Origin of the sequence: Escherichia sp. E1130 (genome assembly GCF_005781065.1) — a bacterium.
Lineage (GTDB): Bacteria > Pseudomonadota > Gammaproteobacteria > Enterobacterales > Enterobacteriaceae > Escherichia.
On record NZ_VATL01000045.1, the window covers coordinates 1 to 18,093 of the forward strand.

General features: G+C 50.7%; 16 protein-coding genes. 1 reads left to right on the forward strand and 15 read right to left on the reverse strand.

The genetic code is table 11. From position 1 onward, the window contains the following. The 15 genes from FEK66_RS24265 to FEK66_RS24340 form a co-directional block, all read right to left on the reverse strand. On the reverse strand, window positions 1–1,403 hold a 1,403-nt coding region (locus FEK66_RS24265), incomplete at its 3' end, for an autotransporter outer membrane beta-barrel domain-containing protein (RefSeq protein WP_138211630.1). 622 nt (window positions 1,404–2,025) lie between these two features. After that, window positions 2,026–3,564, reverse strand: a complete 1,539-nt coding sequence (gene emrB, locus FEK66_RS24270) for a multidrug efflux MFS transporter permease subunit EmrB (RefSeq protein ID WP_130210892.1) — start codon at window positions 3,562–3,564, stop codon at window positions 2,026–2,028. A gap of 16 nt (window positions 3,565–3,580) precedes the next feature. Then, on the reverse strand, window positions 3,581–4,753 hold the full coding sequence (gene emrA, locus FEK66_RS24275; protein ID WP_001295175.1) for a multidrug efflux MFS transporter periplasmic adaptor subunit EmrA: 1,173 nt from the start codon (window positions 4,751–4,753) through the stop codon (window positions 3,581–3,583). Between the two features lie 126 nt (window positions 4,754–4,879). Continuing rightward, window positions 4,880–5,410: a multidrug efflux transporter EmrAB transcriptional repressor EmrR gene (gene emrR / locus FEK66_RS24280; RefSeq protein ID WP_000378441.1), complete on the reverse strand. Its 531-nt coding sequence runs from the start codon at window positions 5,408–5,410 to the stop codon at window positions 4,880–4,882. A gap of 90 nt (window positions 5,411–5,500) precedes the next feature. Then, window positions 5,501–5,836, reverse strand: a complete 336-nt coding sequence (gene ygaH / locus FEK66_RS24285) for an L-valine transporter subunit YgaH (RefSeq protein WP_130210894.1) — start codon at window positions 5,834–5,836, stop codon at window positions 5,501–5,503. Beyond that, window positions 5,826–6,563: an L-valine exporter subunit YgaZ gene (gene ygaZ / locus FEK66_RS24290; protein WP_130210896.1), complete on the reverse strand. Its 738-nt coding sequence runs from the start codon at window positions 6,561–6,563 to the stop codon at window positions 5,826–5,828. The genes ygaH and ygaZ overlap by 11 nt, the downstream gene beginning before the upstream one ends. Window positions 6,564–6,686: 123 nt before the next feature. Further along, window positions 6,687–7,871 carry an MFS transporter gene (locus tag FEK66_RS24295; RefSeq protein WP_135494975.1) on the reverse strand — a complete coding sequence of 395 codons (1,185 nt, stop codon included), beginning with the start codon at window positions 7,869–7,871 and terminating at the stop codon, window positions 6,687–6,689. A gap of 452 nt (window positions 7,872–8,323) precedes the next feature. Further along, a complete protein-coding gene (gene proX / locus FEK66_RS24300; RefSeq protein ID WP_069913916.1) occupies window positions 8,324–9,316 on the reverse strand; it encodes a glycine betaine/L-proline ABC transporter substrate-binding protein ProX in 993 nt (330 codons plus the stop codon). A 56-nt stretch (window positions 9,317–9,372) separates the two neighbouring features. Beyond that, window positions 9,373–10,437, reverse strand: coding sequence for a glycine betaine/L-proline ABC transporter permease ProW (proW, locus tag FEK66_RS24305; protein ID WP_130208067.1), 1,065 nt, complete (start codon window positions 10,435–10,437; stop codon window positions 9,373–9,375). Then, window positions 10,430–11,632 (reverse strand): glycine betaine/L-proline ABC transporter ATP-binding protein ProV, encoded by a 1,203-nt coding sequence (proV, locus tag FEK66_RS24310; protein WP_130260066.1) that lies wholly within the window; start codon window positions 11,630–11,632, stop codon window positions 10,430–10,432. The genes proW and proV overlap by 8 nt, the downstream gene beginning before the upstream one ends. A 481-nt stretch (window positions 11,633–12,113) precedes the next feature. After that, a complete protein-coding gene (gene nrdF, locus FEK66_RS24315) occupies window positions 12,114–13,073 on the reverse strand; it encodes a class 1b ribonucleoside-diphosphate reductase subunit beta (RefSeq protein ID WP_135494974.1) in 960 nt (319 codons plus the stop codon). A gap of 138 nt (window positions 13,074–13,211) precedes the next feature. After that, on the reverse strand, window positions 13,212–15,356 hold the full coding sequence (nrdE, locus tag FEK66_RS24320) for a class 1b ribonucleoside-diphosphate reductase subunit alpha (RefSeq protein ID WP_135494973.1): 2,145 nt from the start codon (window positions 15,354–15,356) through the stop codon (window positions 13,212–13,214). After that, window positions 15,329–15,739, reverse strand: coding sequence for a class Ib ribonucleoside-diphosphate reductase assembly flavoprotein NrdI (gene nrdI / locus FEK66_RS24325; RefSeq protein ID WP_000080944.1), 411 nt, complete (start codon window positions 15,737–15,739; stop codon window positions 15,329–15,331). Before nrdI ends, nrdE begins: the two co-directional genes overlap by 28 nt. Continuing rightward, window positions 15,736–15,981 carry a glutaredoxin-like protein NrdH gene (gene nrdH / locus FEK66_RS24330; protein ID WP_130208073.1) on the reverse strand — a complete coding sequence of 82 codons (246 nt, stop codon included), beginning with the start codon at window positions 15,979–15,981 and terminating at the stop codon, window positions 15,736–15,738. Before nrdH ends, nrdI begins: the two co-directional genes overlap by 4 nt. 208 nt (window positions 15,982–16,189) lie before the next feature. Beyond that, complete coding sequence (locus FEK66_RS24340) at window positions 16,190–16,621, reverse strand: carboxymuconolactone decarboxylase family protein (RefSeq protein WP_130208077.1); 432 nt, start codon at window positions 16,619–16,621, stop codon at window positions 16,190–16,192. Between the two features lie 87 nt (window positions 16,622–16,708). On the opposite strand from FEK66_RS24340, the gene FEK66_RS24345 reads away from it, so the two are divergent. Next, window positions 16,709–18,043: a PLP-dependent aminotransferase family protein gene (locus FEK66_RS24345; protein WP_130260071.1), complete on the forward strand. Its 1,335-nt coding sequence runs from the start codon at window positions 16,709–16,711 to the stop codon at window positions 18,041–18,043. Window positions 18,044–18,093 lie beyond the last annotated feature (50 nt).

An 18,093-nucleotide genomic window follows, 5' to 3' on the forward strand; every position in this document is an offset into this window, starting at 1 on the left:
TCAACCTCGACAATTTTTATCCCTTCCAGAGTATCCGCGCCCAGACCGCCCGCATTGTTGACCATGACGCGGGTACTACCGGAAGTATCCCCTTTTACGATGAGTTTATCAGTCGCGGAATTATCATCTCCGAGTTCGGTACGCATAACTAACAAACCATTATTAGCAGTGTAATTGCCATTAATGGTGAGTGTGGCAGGCGTGAATTTGTCGCCATTTTTTGAGGAAGACAGTGTTGCTGTACCCGCCAAATCCAGTGTATTTAAGGTTTGTGAAAAACCGTCTAAATCGATATTCCCTTCACTGTCGACAACATAATCGGAGTTTGGGCTGAAGGTATCGTTGATACCGGCGCGCAAGGTGCCTTTATTAATATTTGTTTGGCCAGAGTAGGTATTTGCGCCAGTCAACGTCGTGACGCCGGAACCTTCCTGGTTAACTTCGCCTTTGCCAACTATATCTGCAGCCAGGATAAAATCTTCGCTGGAGTGGTTAAAATTAATTTGGGCAGTACTATTCCCGACATTGCTTCCCATATGGATAATCGGCGTCTTGATGATCCCCGCTTTCTGTTCTGCTTCTCCCTGCGCTCCACCAATGTTTAGAATACCGGTGCTGGTTTCTGCTATCCCAAGCCAGATAAATTGATTAGCACTGACCGTGGCATTATTACTAACGGTAAGTATCCCCTTGGCCTCGTTCTGCAATGAACTCAATCCCCCGAGGTTGATATATTCATTCACTGTTAATGAAGAATTGTCGCCATCAACCAGCGTTTCACCGTATCCAGTCCCGTGAAAATCACCTGAACTTCCAGTAAAACCAATGAGCACATCCTTTGATGCTGTAAGATGACCGCCATGAGTGATTTCGAGTTTACCCGTCCCCTGATCGCCTACCATCACATACCGTGCGGCAACGGATGAACCCTCACCGTCAATAACAACTTGACCCTGTGCCTGGTAATTAAATTCACCGATTCTGAATTCATTTAAATCGGTGATAGTACTGCCGCTAAGCACCATTAAGGTTCCTGAACCACCATTCTTACCTAAATAAACATCGCGTTCATTAGGCGATGCATGACTAAGCGTTAGATGAGTATTATTTTCTAATTTCATTACCCCGGAGGTAGCATTGCCGATTACGATTTTAGCCGTAGACAGATCCCGCCCATCTATATTCAATGTTCCTTCACTTTTTGAACCAACATTAAGATAATGAAATTGATCCCAGGCTGATGAATTATTTTCGGATGAGGATAGCGTTACAACATCATTATTGTCGATGGTAACATCACTGTTGATGGTCGTGGGTGGTGTCCATGCCAGTGAAACGGGTATTGATAACACGGTTGAAATAGCTATTGCCAGCGTTGACAAGGGATGCTTTTTGATGTTCATAAAGTTCCTTCTCATCCTTATGATTTATTTTTAGATAAATAATGAGCTCACAGTAACTACATAAGAAAATTAGATTTTAATGTCTTGGGAACAGGTTACTGTTTCTTCAAATGAAGAGTAGTGCGTGAAACCAATGTTTATAAATCAGTTTAATTTATGGTTAATTTAATATTAATTTATTTTGATGGTTTAGGCGTTGTGCTAAAAAATAAGTTGCATAGTTTTCTGTGGCAAAAATCTTTAAATATCTTAAGCGGTAAAAAATGATAAAAAGAAAAATGAGGAAAATCATTAAGATGCATGATGTAGATATTATTTTGAATTTAATAAAAATGACGAATTAATTGCGTGTTTATTGTTTGCACATCCTCTTAGAAGGGGGTAAACACCAGGATTTTTATCAAAAAAATAATATAAATGTGATTTCTGTGTATCGATAAAACGCATAAAAATATGAGATAAAACACACGATTCTTAAGAAGAATATAAATACATTGTCTATTTTTTTGATTGCAGAACTGTTTATTAAGCAACTCTCAATAATGGCATCATTTGGCGTTAATTAAACAACCGTTTACAGAATGAGCAAGCAAAAAGGGAGCCGCAGCTCCCTTGAACAACCTTAGTGCGCACCGCCTCCGCCGCCACCTGCGCCAAATGGCGGTTTAGCAAACCACACCAGCCCCAGCAGGATGAGGAATATCCCGGCTGACATCCAGAAGATCTCATTGGCGGAAATAATCAGCCCCTGATTGGTGATCTGCTGAGCAATCCAGCCCGATGCCTGCTGTTGCGTCATCCCCAGACCTTCCAGTTGACTGTACATCGCCTGGGCGTTCGGGTTATACGGGTTCACCGATTCGGTCAACTGAGCATGGTGCATCGACTCGCGGTTAGTCCACATCGTCGTCGTTATGGACGTACCGATAGACCCCGCCAGCGTTCGCGTAAAGTTGGAGAGGCTCGACGCCGCCGCCAGTCGTTCCGGTGGCAGACCAGACAGCGTAATGGTGGTCAGCGGCATAAAGAAGCAGGCCACTGCGAAGCCCTGGATAAACTGCGGCCAGGCCGACGCGCCAAAATCCATACCCGGTTCAAAGGTATAGGCACGCCAGTAGAAGCAGACGGCATACATAATAAAGCTGAACGTCACCAGCCGCCGCATATCCAGTTTATGCGCAAATCGACCGATAATCGGCGACAGGATCACCGGAATAATCCCTACCGGCGCAGAGGCCAGCCCTGCCCATGTTGCCGTGTAGCCGTAGACTTCCTGCAACAGCTGCGGCAGCAGAACAATAGCGCCGAAGTAGAGCATATACGCGAGGCTGATACATAAGCAGCCGATGGTGAAGTTGCGCGACTTAAACAACGACAGATCGACTATCGGGTTATCATCCGTTAGCTCCCAGACAATCAGGAAGCAGATAGCCACCACCGCTACCACGGTGAGGATGATAATTTCCTGTGATGAGAACCAGTCCAGCTCTTTACCCCGGTCGAGCATAATCTGCAGGCTGCCGATACCAATCACCAGCAGCGCCAGCCCCACGGCATCAATCCGCCGCCGTTCGGTGCGGGTTTCGCGTCCGCGCAGGGTTTGTAGTGTCATCAACACCACCGCCACGCCAATCGGCACGTTGATGAAGAATATCCAGCCCCAGTGGTAATTATCACTGATATAACCGCCGAGGATCGGGCCGCAAATTGGCGCGACAATCACCGTCATCGACCACAACGCCAGCGCGATAGAACGTTTGGCCGGTGGGTAGTTATTCAGTAACAGACTTTGCGAAAGCGGGATCAATGGCCCGGCGACAATCCCCTGAATCACGCGGAAGAAGATCAGCATATTCAGACTGCTGGAGACACCACATGCCCACGAAGCAATGGCGAAGGCGATGGTCGACCAGAGGAACAGTTTCACTTCCCCGAAGCGCTTTGCCAGCCAGCCGGTAAGAGGGATCGAGATGGCATTCGCCACCCCGAAGGAGGTGATTACCCACGTTCCCTGACTGAGTGATGAACCCAGGTTCCCGGCGATAGTGGGGATCGCCACGTTAGCAATGGTGGAGTCCAGCACCTGCATGAATGTCGCCAGCGACAGCGCAATCGTCATAATGACCAGTTGCGCGCCTTCCAGCGGTTTTTGCTGTTGCATCACACGCACCTCTGGATTAGCCAGCGTTAGCTTTTACGATGTCGTCGATCAGTTTATTGACAGGTGCCAGGCTGATTTCACGCGCGGTGCTTACCGCGACCGGTGTGGAGCGTACTTTGTTTGCCAGTACCTGGCCGTCACGGTTAGTGGTATTGACGCTCACCAGCGTGGATAAACCGATACGCAGCGGGTATTGCTCCAACTGTTTCTGGTCCAGTTCGATACGAACAGGCAGACGCTGAACGACTTTGATCCAGTTACCGGTGGCGTTTTGCGCCGGAAGCAGCGAGAACGCGCTACCCGTACCCATATCCAGACCAACCACTTTACCGGTGTATTTCACATCATCGCCGTAAATATCGGTGGTGATGGTAACCGGCTGACCGATGCGCATATTGGCAATCTGCGTCTCTTTAAAGTTAGCATCCACCCACATATTCGTGGCTGGAACGACCGCCATCAGCGGCGTGGTTGGGCTAATTTGTGCACCAGGCTGTACTGCGCGACGGGAGACATAACCAGTCATCGGGCTAACAATACGGGTACGCTCCAGCGCCAGCCAGGCATTACGCACTTCAGTGGCAGCCTGTTGCACGGCAGGCTGATCTTCAAGTTTAGTCCCCAAAATCATCGCCTGATTGGCATTGTATTGTTGAATGGCGACATCCAGCTGCGCCTGGGCGCTGGTGACGGCGTCGCGGGCGTGTTGCAGCTCTTCTCGGCCAATCAGGTTGGCATTGCCCAGCGGCACGCGACGGTTGTAGTCACTCTGAGCTTTGGCGAGGGCGATTTTCTGCACCTCAATATTTGCCTGCAACTGTTTGCTGTTAATCATCAGCTGGTGGGTTTGACGTACGCTGGAAGCCAGCGCAGTTTTGGCTTTTTCAAACGCCTGGCGAGCATCCGTCGGGTCGAGAGTGACCAGCACATCGCCTTCTTTTACAAAATCGGTGTTATCGGCCCAGACTTTCGTCACACTGCCTGACACCTGAGACATAATTTGAATCTGATTTCCTGCCACGTATGCGTCATCCGTTTCTTCGAAATGACGCAGTACCAAAAACCAATAAATCCCTATCGCTACGGCAATAATAATAAAGAGCAAGGTGAGAAGGAGGAGCAGACGCTTACGTTTGCCGCTCTTCTTTACCGGTTGCTGCGGGGTTTGTGTCTCCGCATTTGCGCTCATAGTATTCTCCACGATCTTCTTAACTCATCGGCTGAGCCGACCTGCTTGCCAAAAAGGCCAGCACGTTGCGATGCTGGCCGGTCAGTTTTTCTTTTATAAGTCTGGATTTTTGAGCGAGATGACGCGTTAGCTCATCGCTTCGAGAACAGCACCGTCTTGTTCCATCTGATCGAGACGGGAGAGCAATTTGCGGGTGATTTGCTCGAGCTGATCTTTTTCTGTTGTGCTGAGCGCGGACCAGAGTTGATGCAGGCAGTTATGCTGCGGCGGTAAAACCTCGCGCAAAAACTCGTGACCTTTTTCCGTTAATTGCAGATGCAGGCAGCGGCGATCGTTATCGCTTTCACGACGTTCGATCCAGCCACGTTTTTCCAGCTCATCGGCAATACGCGTCGCATTGGTACGGGATGATCCAAGAGCACAGCTCAATTCAGAAGGCTGAATACTGTGGTTTTCCTGAGACTCCAGCGTAATCAACGCCATAAACAACGTCTCGTTAATCCCCTGAGCCTTCAGCATTTTATTGCGGTTCTCCAGCAGCTTGCTTTGCATATGCATACAAAGACGGGTCAGAAGGATCTCCTGATAAGGAAAATCTTCGTGGCGGCTGGCGCGAAATTTTAGCATTTGTTCAATGGGCGTAAACGAACTATCCATTTGGGTATGACCTCATTAATTTCAGCCGATATAGTAACGACAGTGACAAATAAAGTAAATGTATTGTTTTAGAAAAATGATTCTTGTGGTCTATAGAAACGTCATCACTTTCCACGTCAGCCCGTAGGCCAGCGCACTCAATAAAGTGGGAATAATGATGCTGCGTGTTTTATAGAAACTGGCTCCCAGTACCGCAAAACCGACCAGCGTGGGTACGAAACGGCGTGAATCGTGTATCACTTCTGGTGCGGTAGAGACAACCAGCAGAGCGCAAATCGAGGCGATGCCAATGGTGTCGAGCAAAATACCCACTGCGCCACGCTTGGTTGGGCGGGCATTGCCCACTCGCAGGCGTAGGGGTAAATAGCGGAAGCAGTAATTCGCCGCGCCAACCAGTAATCCAAGCAGCAGAACCTCATAGCTCATCAGGTGCTCCTTGCCAGAATGACTGGATTAACGCAGTGAGGCAGCCAAAGACAATGCCTGCCAGAATGGCGACGGGAATAGAAAATAGCGTTACGCCAGCAAGGGCACCAACTAACGCTGCGGTAACGCAAAGGGATTGTTTGCGCTGGAAAGAGGCGAGCAGAAAACTCATAAAGAGTGCCGGCAGCATAAAGCCTAATGCTGCTTCGACGGCTGGATAACCTTGCAGCAAACCGCTGCCCGAAAATGCCCCTATTACCGTACCAAATACCCACGATGACCATGAACTGAAGGCAATGCCGATCATCCAGTTTTCGCTCCAGCGGCGATTATTACGTACCAGTTTTGCCGTTGCTGCGGCAAAAACTTCGTCCGTCAGGCCAAATGCCCACAGTGCGGTTTTCGATTTTTGCAGGCGTTGAACAATGCGGCTACGCAACGATGGACCATACAGTACATGGCGAACATCCATTGCCATAACGGTCAATGCGGCTACCCACAAGCTACTACCAGCTGCCAGCATTGCGGTGATGACAAACTGGCTCGCTCCTGCATAAATAATGCAGGAGAAAAAAACGCTTTCCAGGGGAGAGAATCCCAGACGGGTCGCATTCAGACCAAATGCAAAGGCCACCGGAATATAACTAATAACAATCGGTAAACTGTCTTTGCAGCCTTCCATGAAGGTCGCCGAACCAGAAGCAGGCAGTGGAGTAGGGCTTACCATAGAGTGTACGCTTAACGATTGTTAATATTATTAATAGCCTGGATGAATATCCTAACCTTATCAGACTGATGGGATTCTTAACACCCTTATAAGTGTAAAGCCACGAAAACGGTTGCTGATTGCTTAATTTGCGACTTCCTGACGATGAAAACCTCGCCACCAGACCAGTACGTTAACCAGGGCAATCGTCGCGCCAGCCAGACAAACGCCAGCCCAACCGCCATGTTGCCAGGCGGATGCCGAGATCAGCGAACCAGCAGCACCGCCAATAAAGTAGCTGGTCATGTAACCTGCGGTCAGGCGATTACGCGCATCAGGATGAATACGATAAATCACAGTTTGATTGGTGATATGCACGCCCTGCACGGTGAGATCCAGTATCAGAATGCCGATAATTAGCGCCAGTACGGAAGCGTGGCCAAACCAGATCGCCAACCATGAAAGTAACAACAGCAGCAGACCAAACGTTGTTGTGAGATGCGATTTGCCCTTATCGGCAAAACCGCCCGCCGGGCGAGCGCCCAACGCCCCGGCAGCTCCTGCAAGGCCAAACAGACCAATTACGCCATCGCTGTAATTAAAAGGCGGCGCGGCGAGCAAAAAAGCCATTGATGTCCAGAGAATGCTGAAGTTAGCAAAGGTCAGGCAGCCCAGCAACGCGCGGGTGCGCAGGATCTTATCGCTGATAAACATGCTGAAAACGGAACCAAGCAACTGTGGGTAGTTGAGGTGGGTTTCAGATTTCATTTGTGGCAGGCCGCGCCATAACGCCAGTGCCATCAGTGCCATTAACACCGATGCGACCCAAAAGACGGTGCGCCAGCCGCCGAGATTCGCCAGCAGCCCGGCAACGGTCCGTGCGAGTAAAATCCCCAGTAGCAGGCCACTCATAATGGTGCCAACCACCTTGCCGCGTTTGTCCGGTGAAGCCAGCGTCGCCGCCAGTGGAACCAGAATTTGTGCCACGACCGAGAATAAACCGGTTAATGCCGTACCGAGGATCATCATCGCCAGCGACTGACTGCTGGCAGTGATTAACATGCCACCAGCTGCCAGTAAGGTCATGGTGACAATCAGGCGGCGGCGTTCAAACATATCACCCAATGGAACAAGAAACAGCAGACCTGCGGCATAGCCCAACTGCGCGGCTGTAACAATAAAGCCTGCCGAACTGGCGGAAAGGGAAAAGTTACGCGCGATGGTGTCGAGCAATGGCTGTGCGTAATAATTGCTGGCGACCGCCAGACCGGTGGCGATCGACATTAGCACGATCAGCGCCGGGCTAAGCTCATGATTGGGTTTAGTCATTATTTTTGTTCATCAGGTGATGATTAAGCTGGAAATCAATAATAGCGGATGTTGATGAATATGGGGTGAAAGATAGATTGCTGAAATGTGCGGGTAATGGGGAGAGGGTATTTGAAGGTGAAATATGTCACTAAGGCAAATGTTACGTTCACTTCCAGACTATAGCTACTTTGTCACTATTTTGCTGGTGAACGTGCCAGGGTGGCTCAGTCGCCACCACCCTGGCGACCCAGGCTTTTGGCACAAAATCGCCGCTACGCGGTACATTCGACTTATTTCTTACGGCTATCGGGTACGGGCGCGAGGTAACATCCCTGTAAGACGCGCCCTCGCCGCGCATCCCTGCGCGTCGCCCCGGCCTTCAGAAAACGTCTCATCGATTTTCAGCCGGATTAAAACCATCGCTGCAATTGTTTTACTCACATGAGCATTATCTGCGCGGTTATCAATATTTACTTCTGCGCTGCCAGCGCCTCCTTCACCCAGCCATCGAACTGCTGCTGGTGGGCTTTGATCCAGCCATCAACGTGCCCCTGAATATCGCCTTCTGAGGCTTTTCCGTCATGCATAATGGCGTTCTGGGCGTTAATATCTGCCACTGGCAACTGCATAATGGCAAACAGTTTGGCTGCCGCCGGATTTTTCTCGGCCCAGGCTTTGTTGGCAACGATATGCATGGTGCTGACCGGGAAGCCGTAATTCGCGCCATTCGGCAGCTTGGTGTCGGCATTTTTATCGCCCGGCAGTGCGGAGAACGGTACCTGCAACCAGACCACATCTTTCCCCGGCTTCAGTTCGTTACTCACCCAGTACGGCGTCCAGGTGTAGTAAAACACCGGCTTACCCTCTTTGTAACGACTGATGGTGTCGGCCATCATCGCCGCATAGTTCCCCTGATTATGCGTCACGGTGTTGGTCAGTTCATACGCAGCAAGCTGGTGGTTGATGGCTCCTTCGCAGCCCCAGCCAGGATTACAGCCGGTTAAATCCGCTTTGCCATCGCCGTTGGTATCGAACAGTTTAGCGATCTTCGGATCTTTCAGTTGCGCGATGTTGGTGATTTTGTACTGGTCGGCAGTTTTCTTATCGATCAGGTAACCCTGCGCCGCGCCGTTAACAAATACCCCTTCGCGATAAAATTTCTTATCGCCACCGGCAGCTTCGTACATGTTGTCATGCAGCGGCGTCCAGTTCACGGCGGTAAAGGTCGCATCGCCAGATGCAAGCGAGGTATAGCCAACGTTGTAATCCACTTCGCTGGGTTTATTGACGGTATAACCTAATTTCTCCAGCGCACGGCTGACCAGCAGCGTCTGGAAGGTTTCTTCAGTGATGGTGCTCTGAACTGGATTAACAGTAATGCCTTTGCCAGGCAGATCGGCAGCAAAAGTTTGTGTAGAGATAAGCGTGGCAAACGCTGTCGCAAAAAGTACGCTATGTCGCATTGTTATTCCTTTTTTTGGCAGGGTGATATGCCCGGCGTCACCGGGCAAGTGCAGAGTTACTTAATGAATGGACGGGTCAGCAGACCGACAGGGCCAGTGGTGTACCAGCGACGGTTGCCGCGACTGCGTGAGTCACGCCCAACGGCCTGCGTCAGGCGATCGAGGATAATGGCGAGGATCACAATCCCGACGCCGCCTACGGTGGCAAGCCCCATATCCAGACGACCGATACCGCGAAGTACCATCTGACCCAGCCCGCCGACGGCAATCATCGAGGCAATGACCACCATAGAAAGGGCCAGCATCAGCGTCTGGTTAACGCCCGCCATAATGGTCGGCATCGCCAGCGGTAACTGAACTTTGAACAGCATCTGGCGCGGGCTGGCACCGAATGAGCGCGAGGCTTCAATCAGATCCGCCGGAACCTGGTTAATCCCCAGAATAGTCAGACGGATAATCGGCGGCAGAGCAAAGATGATCGTCACCACCACGCCCGGCACGTTACCGATACCAAATAGCATGACGATTGGCACCAGATAAACAAACGCTGGCGTGGTCTGCATGGCATCAAGCAGTGGACGAATAATTTTCGCCGCTCGCGGACTTCTCGCCAGCCAGATCCCCAACGGCAAACCGATGACGATACAGAACAGCAGGGCGGTTAACACCAGCGCCAGGGTAACCATGGCCTGCGACCAGGCACCGATTGCGCCGATGGCAATCAGCGAAACCAGCGTCGCGACGCCCATTCCGACACCGGAAATTTGCCAGGCGATGAGAGCGAATACGATAATCGCCACCGGCGCGGGCATCCCCAGCAGCAATTGCTGGAAACCGTTGAGGATGTAATCGACCGGAACGCGCACGCCCTGGAAGACGGGACGGAAATGGGTAACGACCCAGTCGATCCCTTCAGTGACCCAACTGTCGAGCGGGATCAGCGTCTTATGGAACGGATCGAGAATATTAAAATGCTCGGCGTTTGGCGCAGGCGTGCTGGTCAGCCAGTCGGCGCCACCACCGTCAGTCGGTGTAGCAGCCGGTGTACCCCAGGCATCTGCGGATTGTGCGGCACTGTCCGCCGCTGGTGTGGTATCCCACGGATTATTTTGATCAGCCATTATTTACCCCCTCACGATCTAAAGCGCGCAGCAGCATTCCTTTCGAAATGATGCCGACATACTGTTGGTCCTCGTCGACCACGGGCACCGCACAGGGCGCCTGTCCGACATGAGAGAGCAACTCGCTAAGAGGCGTTTGCGCATCGACCGCTAACGGCGCATCAATCAGTGCTGCATCAAGACCTTGCTGCTGCGTTAATGCGGCCTTAAGCGAATCGATAGACACTGCGCCGACAAACTTATTACCGCGTTCGATAACGTAGCCATATTCGCGATCTTCATCCTGCAATAATTTCAGTGCCGAACGCGGGCCGAAGCCAGGGGTTTTACGAATTAAGCCATTAGGGCTGCGGCGGGCAATATCTTTCGCACTGAATACTTGACTAATATCGACGCCACGGAAGAAGGTGCGGACATAATCATTCGCTGGATTATTGAGAATTTCATCCGGTGTGCCGACCTGTACCACTTCACCATTTTGCATAATGGCAATTCGGTCGCCAATACGCATGGCTTCATCGAGATCGTGGGAAATAAAGACAATGGTACGCTGATGTTTCGCCTGTAATTTTACCAGCTCATCCTGCATCTCGGTGCGAATTAATGGATCGAGCGCCGAGAAGGCTTCGTCCATTAATAATATATCCGGATTAATCGCTAACGCGCGGGCTAATCCCACACGTTGACGCATCCCGCCAGAGAGTTCGTCCGGGTAGCTGTGGGCATAATTTTCCAGCCCGACCTGACGCAGTGCATCAATGGCTTTTTCCCGGCGTTCTTCGGCATTAATTCCGGCCAATTCCATACCGAACGCAGTATTGTCCAGCACGGTCATATGCGGCATTAAGGCAAAGGACTGGAAGACCATCGCAATCTTTTTTCTGCGCACCTCACGGAGTTCGGTGTCGGATATTTTGGCAATATCCACACCATCAATCAGCACTTGCCCGCGGGTGGGTTCAATCAGGCGATTGAGAAGGCGTACCATTGTGGATTTACCCGAGCCGGATAATCCCATGATGACAAATATCTCGCCTTCTTCAATGGCCAGACTGGCGTCTTTTACGCCAAGCGATAGCCCAGTTTTTTCCAGAATTTGTTCTTTTGAAAGTCCTTGTTCGATATATTTGAAAGCTCGCTGTGGATGCTCGCCAAATATTTTATAAAGATTTTTAATTTCTAATTTAATTGCCATGCAATAGAAAGATTCCTGTTATTTGTTTATGTCGATATATTACCCAATGGAAATAGTCACTTTTTTCTACCCTAACATACTGAGAATCTGAGGCAACCCCTGATGACAAATGTGGCATGAATATTGATACGAGCAAATTGCCGGAATTTCCCGTGATATAAGGGCTGAGAGCAAATCGAGAAAAGTTGATATTTTTTGTTATAGATAGTGAAAAAACGCCTGAATATTGTAGTTTCAGGCGAATAATGCAACAGAGAGTCAGTGTAGATCACCACAAATTATTTGCGTGATATAAAGCTATACTCTAAATAATTCGAGTTGCAGGAAGGCGACAAGCGAGTGAATCCCCATGAGCTTACATAATTAAGTGACTGGGGTGAACGAACGCAGACGCAGCACATGCAACTTGAAGTATGACGAGTATATTTGGTGGGAATTATTTCCCTGCTGCGGGTAGTGATATTTTTGAAAAATAACCCTGTCAGAAATTCCAGTCTTCATCTTCTGTTTCAACCGCTTTCCCCATCACATAAGAGGAGCCTGAACCGGAAAAGAAATCGTGATTTTCATCGGCATTCGGCGAAAGCGCGGCGAGGATTGCCGGATTCACTTCTGCCATTTCTGCGGGAAATAACGGTTCGTAGCCCAGATTCATCAACGCCTTATTGGCGTTGTAGCAGAGAAACTCTTTCACATCGTCAGCCCATGTGGTTTCGGCGTACAGCTCATCGGTGTATTGCAACTCGTTGTCGTAGAGTTCCAGCAACAAATCGAAGGCGAAATTCTTCAACTCTTCACGTTGTGCCTGGGAGATCTTTTCCAGGCTTTTCTGATATTTATAGCCGATGTAGTAACCGTGGACCGCTTCATCGCGGATAATCAGACGGATCAGGTCTGCGGTATTGGTCAGCTTTCCGCGACTGGAAAAATACATCGGCAGCCAGAAGCCAGAATAGAACAAAAATGATTCAAGAAAGACACTAGCGATTTTCTTTTTCAGCGGATTATCGCCGCGATAATGTTGCTGAATAATCTGCGCTTTTCGCTGCAACGGCGCGTTTTCTTCACTCCAGGCGTAGGCGGCATCGACATCTTTGGTCTGGCACAACGTCGAGAAAATCGAACTGTAAGAGCGGGCATGAACCGCTTCCATAAAGCTGATATTCGATAATATCGCCTCTTCATGAGGCGTGAGCGCATCGGGCATCAGCGAAGGCGCGCCGATAACATTTTGCAGCGTGTCGAGCAGCGTCAGGCCAGTAAAAACGCGCATCGTCAGTTGTTGTTCTACGGCACTTAATGTCTGCCACGCAGGAATATCGTTCGATAGTGGCACCTTTTCCGGGAGCCAGAAATTGCTGGTCAGGCGATTCCACACCTCCAGATCTTTATCGTCAGATATCTTGTTCCAGTTGATGGCGCTGATACGTGAGAGTTTCATAGATATTCCTTAAAGCCGGACTCATCAGGCTCCGATTTTTGGCAATGTGCGCTTTGTTCCTGCCGGATGCGGCGTGAACGCCTTATCCGACCTACAAAATCATGCAAATTCAATATATTGCAATTATTTTTCAGTCTCTTAGAGCGAGCAGGAGACGCAGCCTTCAATTTCAGTGCCTTCCAGCGCCATCTGACGCAGGCGAATGTAATAGAGCGTTTTGATGCCTTTGCGCCAGGCGTAAATCTGCGCTTTGTTGATATCGCGAGTGGTAGCGGTATCGGGGAAAAACAGCGTCAGCGACAGCCCCTGATCGACATGGCGAGTCGCTTCGGCGTAGGTGTCGATGATCTTTTCTGCGCCAATTTCGTAAGCATCCTGATACAGCGCCAGATTCTCGTTAGTCATAAACGGGGCAGGGTAGTAAACGCGTCCTGTTTTGCCCTCTTTGCGTATCTCTACTTTCGCCACAATCGGATGAATACTCGACGTGGCATGGTTGATGTAAGAGATGGAACCGGTTGGCGGCACCGCCTGGAGATTCTGGTTGTATATGCCATAGCGCATCACGTCGTCGCGCAGCTGCGCCCACATCTCACGGGTAGGTAACGTAATACCGCTACGGGCAAACAGTTCGCCAACTTTCGCCGTTTTCGGCTGCCAGTTACCTTGCAGATATTGGCTAAAATATTCACCACTGGCATAGCGTGACTGTTTGAACCCGGCGAAGGTTTCACCGCGTTCGCGCGCCAGCAACATCGAGGTACGCAGTGCGTGCCAGGTGATGGTGTAGAAATAGAGATTGGTGAAATCCAGTGCTTCCGGTGAACCATAAGCGATGCCTTCGCGCGCCAGATAACCGTGTAAATTCATCTGCCCCAGGCCGATGGCGTGTGAGGCGGCATTTCCGGCTTCGATGGACGGCACGCTGCGGATATGACTCATATCTGACACCGCTGTTAAACCGCGTACGGCAGTCGCTACCGTGCGGGCAAAGTCGGGGGAATCCATGGTGTGGGCAATATTCAACGAACCTAAATTGCAGGAAATATCATGGCCTGTGCGGGCATAGTCGAGATTCTCGTTATACTCTGAGGCGCTGTTAACCTGCAAAATCTCTGAGCAGAGATTACTCATATTTATGCGCCCGGCGATAGGGTTAGCACGGTTTACCGTGTCTTCATACATGATGTAGGGATAGCCGGACTCAAACTGAATTTCTGCCAGTCGCTGGAAGAAATCACGGGCGTTGATGTATTTTTTGCAGATGCGTTCATCGGCAACCAGTTCGTCATAGTGTTGGCTGATGGCGATATCGGCAAATGGCTTGCCATAAACTCGCTCAACGTCATAAGGCGAAAACAGTGCCATCTGCGCATTCTCTTTTGCCAGATGGAAAGTGATATCCGGGATCACCACGCCCAGGGACAGCGTTTTAATGCGGATTTTTTCGTCGGCATTTTCCCGTTTTGTATCGAGAAAACGCAGAATATCGGGATGATGGGCATGTAAATAGACTGCGCCAGCACCCTGACGAGCGCCGAGCTGGTTGGCATAGGAAAATGCGTCTTCCAGCATTTTCATCACCGGAATTACGCCAGAAGATTGATTTTCAATACGTTTAATTGGCGCGCCCGCTTCCCGCAGATTCGACAGCAAAAATGCCACGCCGCCGCCGCGTTTCGACAGTTGCAGTGCGGAATTTACCGCCCGGCCAATCGACTCCATATTGTCTTCAATACGCAGCAGAAAACAGGAAACCAGCTCGCCGCGCTGCTGTTTACCGCAGTTGAGGAATGTTGGCGTGGCAGGCTGAAAGCGTCCTGACAGCATCTCATCAGTCAGTTGCGTCGCCAGTGTTTCATCGCCTTGTGCCAGCGTCAGCGCCACCATCGTGACTCGATCGGCAAAATCTTCCAGATAACGCTTACCGTCGAATGTCTTCAACGTATAGCTGGTGTAAAACTTCCATGCTCCGAGGAATGTCTGAAAACGAAAACCGCTGGCGTGCGCGTGGGCAAACAGTGTAATGACAAAATCGCGAGAGTAGCGATTAAGAACGCTTTCATCATAGTAACCTTCGTTGACCAGCCAGTTCAGGCGCTGCTGCTGGCTACTGAAGGTCACACTGTTCGGGCGCACATGCGTCGTCATAAAGACGTCAACGGCCTGGCGATCTTTATCGAACTGAATGCGACCTGCGCTATCGTAAAGGTTAAGCATCGCATTCAGCGCGTGGTAATCCATCGTTTCCTGCGTCAGGCGTTCTGCGGTTGTCGTTGCCAAAATTCGGTTACTCCTTTACGAACGTTTTCGATATCGCTTTGCGTACCCATGAGTTCAAAGCGGTATAGCCACGGCACGCCGCATTTTTGAGCAATCACATCTCCGGCGCGGCCATACGCCTCACCAAAGTTGCGATTACCCGAAGCAATCACGCCGCGAAGCAACGCCCGGTTGTGCTCGTCGTTTAAAAAGCGAATTACCTGTCGTGGTACCGCGCCAGCCGTACCGCCGCCGCCGTAAGAGGGCACGATCAGGATGTAAGGCTCGTCTACCTGAATCCGTTCCCGCTCATTGAGCGGGATGCGCACCGCGGGCAGCCCTAAACGTTCGATAAAACGCTGCGTATTTTCGGAGCTGCTGGAGAAGTAGACGAGCTGGCTCATGCACTGGCCGCGTGTGGCGCTGGATGCAGACGGTTGATCATGTCCGGGCGGAAGCCAGACCAGCTAAGATCGCCAGCAATTACCACCGGTAACTGGCGAAAGCCCTGAGCACGCAATGTTTCTGCTGCTTCAGGGACGTGATCGACATTAATCATTTCAAAGTCAAAGCCCCGGTTTTCCATCGCCCGTTTGGTGGCGTGGCACTGAACGCAATCGTTACGAGTGTAAATAGTAATGCGCATGATTCGTATTTCCGTTTAAAATGAAGATACGGCGCGATGATACGCGTCGGGTTGTCTCTCTGTTGATACAGAGATACTGGATGTAGTTGGAAAAAGATTCAACCATACAAGATATGGGAATTTTAGATTGATTACGCCACCGCTGAATGGCTCAACGGGGTAGGGGGTTTTGTGTTTTTTGGCCGGGCGAATACCCGGCATCAAGAAGTTACATGCGCATGGAAACGGCCAGACGGTTAAAACAATTCATCAGCCCGATGGCAAACGTTAAGTCGCTGATCTCTGCTGCACTGAAATATTCAAGCAAAGGCTGATAAACCTCGTCTTCCGCATGGGTTCGGGCAATATCGGTCACCGATTCCGCCCATGCCAGCGCCGCCCGCTCGCGATCGTCAAAATGATGGCTTACGCGCCAGCCTGCCAGGGCGTCCAGTTTGTGCTGCGGCACACCGGATTTGCGTAATGCTTTGCTGTGCATCTCCAGACAAAATGCGCAGCCATTGATTTGCGAGACGCGCAAATAAATTAACTCCATCAGCGTGGTATCCAGCGCGCTATTTTCCAGTGCCGTTTTGGCCTGCACCAGTGCGTTATACACTGCCGGGCTAAGTTCGTAGTAAGGCTGACGTAATGTAGTCATACAGTTTCTCCTCTTATTAACGCCCGCAATGTAGCACTATAATGGACTGCTAAAGAGAGCCATAAATTACGTAAAAAAGCAGACCATATGCCACGTTATCAGGATATCGCCCGTCAGTTAAAAACGGCTATTGAGCAAGGGGAACTGAAACCTGGTGCAAGGCTACCTTCGAGTCGTACCTGGTCGCAGGAACTGGGTGTGTCTCGATCCACTGTCGAAAATGCGTATGCTGAGTTGGTGGCGCAAGGATGGCTGGTCAGGCGGGGACAGGCTGGCACATTTGTCAGTGAGCAGATACATCCGCAACAATCTGCTGTGGATGCCGTGGCTTTTGCTGGTGAAAGTCAGCAGCCACTGCCATTTCAATTGGGATTACCCGCACTCGATCTCTTTCCGCGAGAGCAGTGGGCGCGGGTGATGGGGCGTCGCCTTCGTACCCAGACGCGTTTTGATTTGGCATTAGGCGATGTCTGCGGTGAGGCGGCGTTGCGCGAGGCAATAGTTGATTACTTACGCGTTTCACGCGGGATTGATTGTCAGCCAGAGCAGGTCTTTATCACTCATGGTTATGCGGCCTCAATGGCTTTAATTCTGCACGCGCTGGCGAAACCGGGAAACGGGATGTGGATGGAAGATCCCGGCTTTCCACTGATTCGCTCGATTGTCACTCGCCACGGTGTGGAAATTTTACCGGTGCCGGTTGATGACAACGGGCTGGATGTCACAAGCGGAATACAAAATTATCCTGATGCGCGTTTTGCTCTGATTACTCCGGCACACCAGAGCCCGCTGGGTGTGGCGCTCTCCTTAGCGCGCAGGCACCAGATGCTGGAATGGGCAGAGCGTAGCCAGGCATGGATTATTGAAGATGATTACGACAGTGAGTTTCGCTATCACGGTAAGCCGTTACCGGCACTAAAAAGTCTCGACGCACCGCAGCGGGTGATTTATGCCGGAACATTCAGCAAATCGCTATTTCCTGCACTGCGCTGTGCATGGCTGGTGGTGCCGGTGGAGCAGATTACGCAATTCCGGCAACAGGCGTCACTGGAGCCATGTGCGGTACCCGTACTGTGGCAGAACACACTGGCAGATTTCATTCGTGAGGGGCATTTCTGGCGGCATCTGAAGAAAATGCGTCAGCACTATGCTCAACGTCGGCAGTGGATTGAGCAGGCGTTGACGCAGCAGGGATTTCAGGTTGTGCCGCAAAAAGGTGGTATCCAGATGGTTATCAGCATGGTGGGCGACGATATTGTCCATGCTCGTAAAGCCAATGCTGCTGGCCTTGCGGTGCAGGCACTTAGCGACTGGCGTATCCGCTCAAATGGGGAAGGAGGATTGCTGCTCTCGTTTACCAATATCGTTAGCGAAAGTATGGCGCAGCAGGTGGCACAACAATTACGCAGTGCCTTAAGTTAAAAACCCCGAAGTCAGGCTTCGGGGCCAGGGACGTGTATTTATTATCATTG

What these genes read in the sequence shown, in the direction of transcription:
- emrB (WP_130210892.1), bottom strand. Translation starts at nt 3,564, where the DNA reads ATGCAACAGCAAAAACCGCTGGAAGGCGCGCAACTGGTCATTATGACG.
- nrdF (WP_135494974.1), bottom strand. Translation starts at nt 13,073, where the DNA reads ATGAAACTCTCACGTATCAGCGCCATCAACTGGAACAAGATATCTGAC.
- ygaZ (WP_130210896.1), bottom strand. Translation starts at nt 6,563, where the DNA reads ATGGTAAGCCCTACTCCACTGCCTGCTTCTGGTTCGGCGACCTTCATG.
- proW (WP_130208067.1), bottom strand. Translation starts at nt 10,437, where the DNA reads ATGGCTGATCAAAATAATCCGTGGGATACCACACCAGCGGCGGACAGT.
- nrdH (WP_130208073.1), bottom strand. Translation starts at nt 15,981, where the DNA reads ATGCGCATTACTATTTACACTCGTAACGATTGCGTTCAGTGCCACGCC.
- FEK66_RS24340 (WP_130208077.1), bottom strand. Translation starts at nt 16,621, where the DNA reads ATGACTACATTACGTCAGCCTTACTACGAACTTAGCCCGGCAGTGTAT.
- emrR (WP_000378441.1), bottom strand. Translation starts at nt 5,410, where the DNA reads ATGGATAGTTCGTTTACGCCCATTGAACAAATGCTAAAATTTCGCGCC.
- proV (WP_130260066.1), bottom strand. Translation starts at nt 11,632, where the DNA reads ATGGCAATTAAATTAGAAATTAAAAATCTTTATAAAATATTTGGCGAG.
- emrA (WP_001295175.1), bottom strand. Translation starts at nt 4,753, where the DNA reads ATGAGCGCAAATGCGGAGACACAAACCCCGCAGCAACCGGTAAAGAAG.
- FEK66_RS24295 (WP_135494975.1), bottom strand. Translation starts at nt 7,871, where the DNA reads ATGACTAAACCCAATCATGAGCTTAGCCCGGCGCTGATCGTGCTAATG.
- proX (WP_069913916.1), bottom strand. Translation starts at nt 9,316, where the DNA reads ATGCGACATAGCGTACTTTTTGCGACAGCGTTTGCCACGCTTATCTCT.
- FEK66_RS24345 (WP_130260071.1), top strand. Translation starts at nt 16,709, where the DNA reads ATGCCACGTTATCAGGATATCGCCCGTCAGTTAAAAACGGCTATTGAG.
- ygaH (WP_130210894.1), bottom strand. Translation starts at nt 5,836, where the DNA reads ATGAGCTATGAGGTTCTGCTGCTTGGATTACTGGTTGGCGCGGCGAAT.
- nrdI (WP_000080944.1), bottom strand. Translation starts at nt 15,739, where the DNA reads ATGAGCCAGCTCGTCTACTTCTCCAGCAGCTCCGAAAATACGCAGCGT.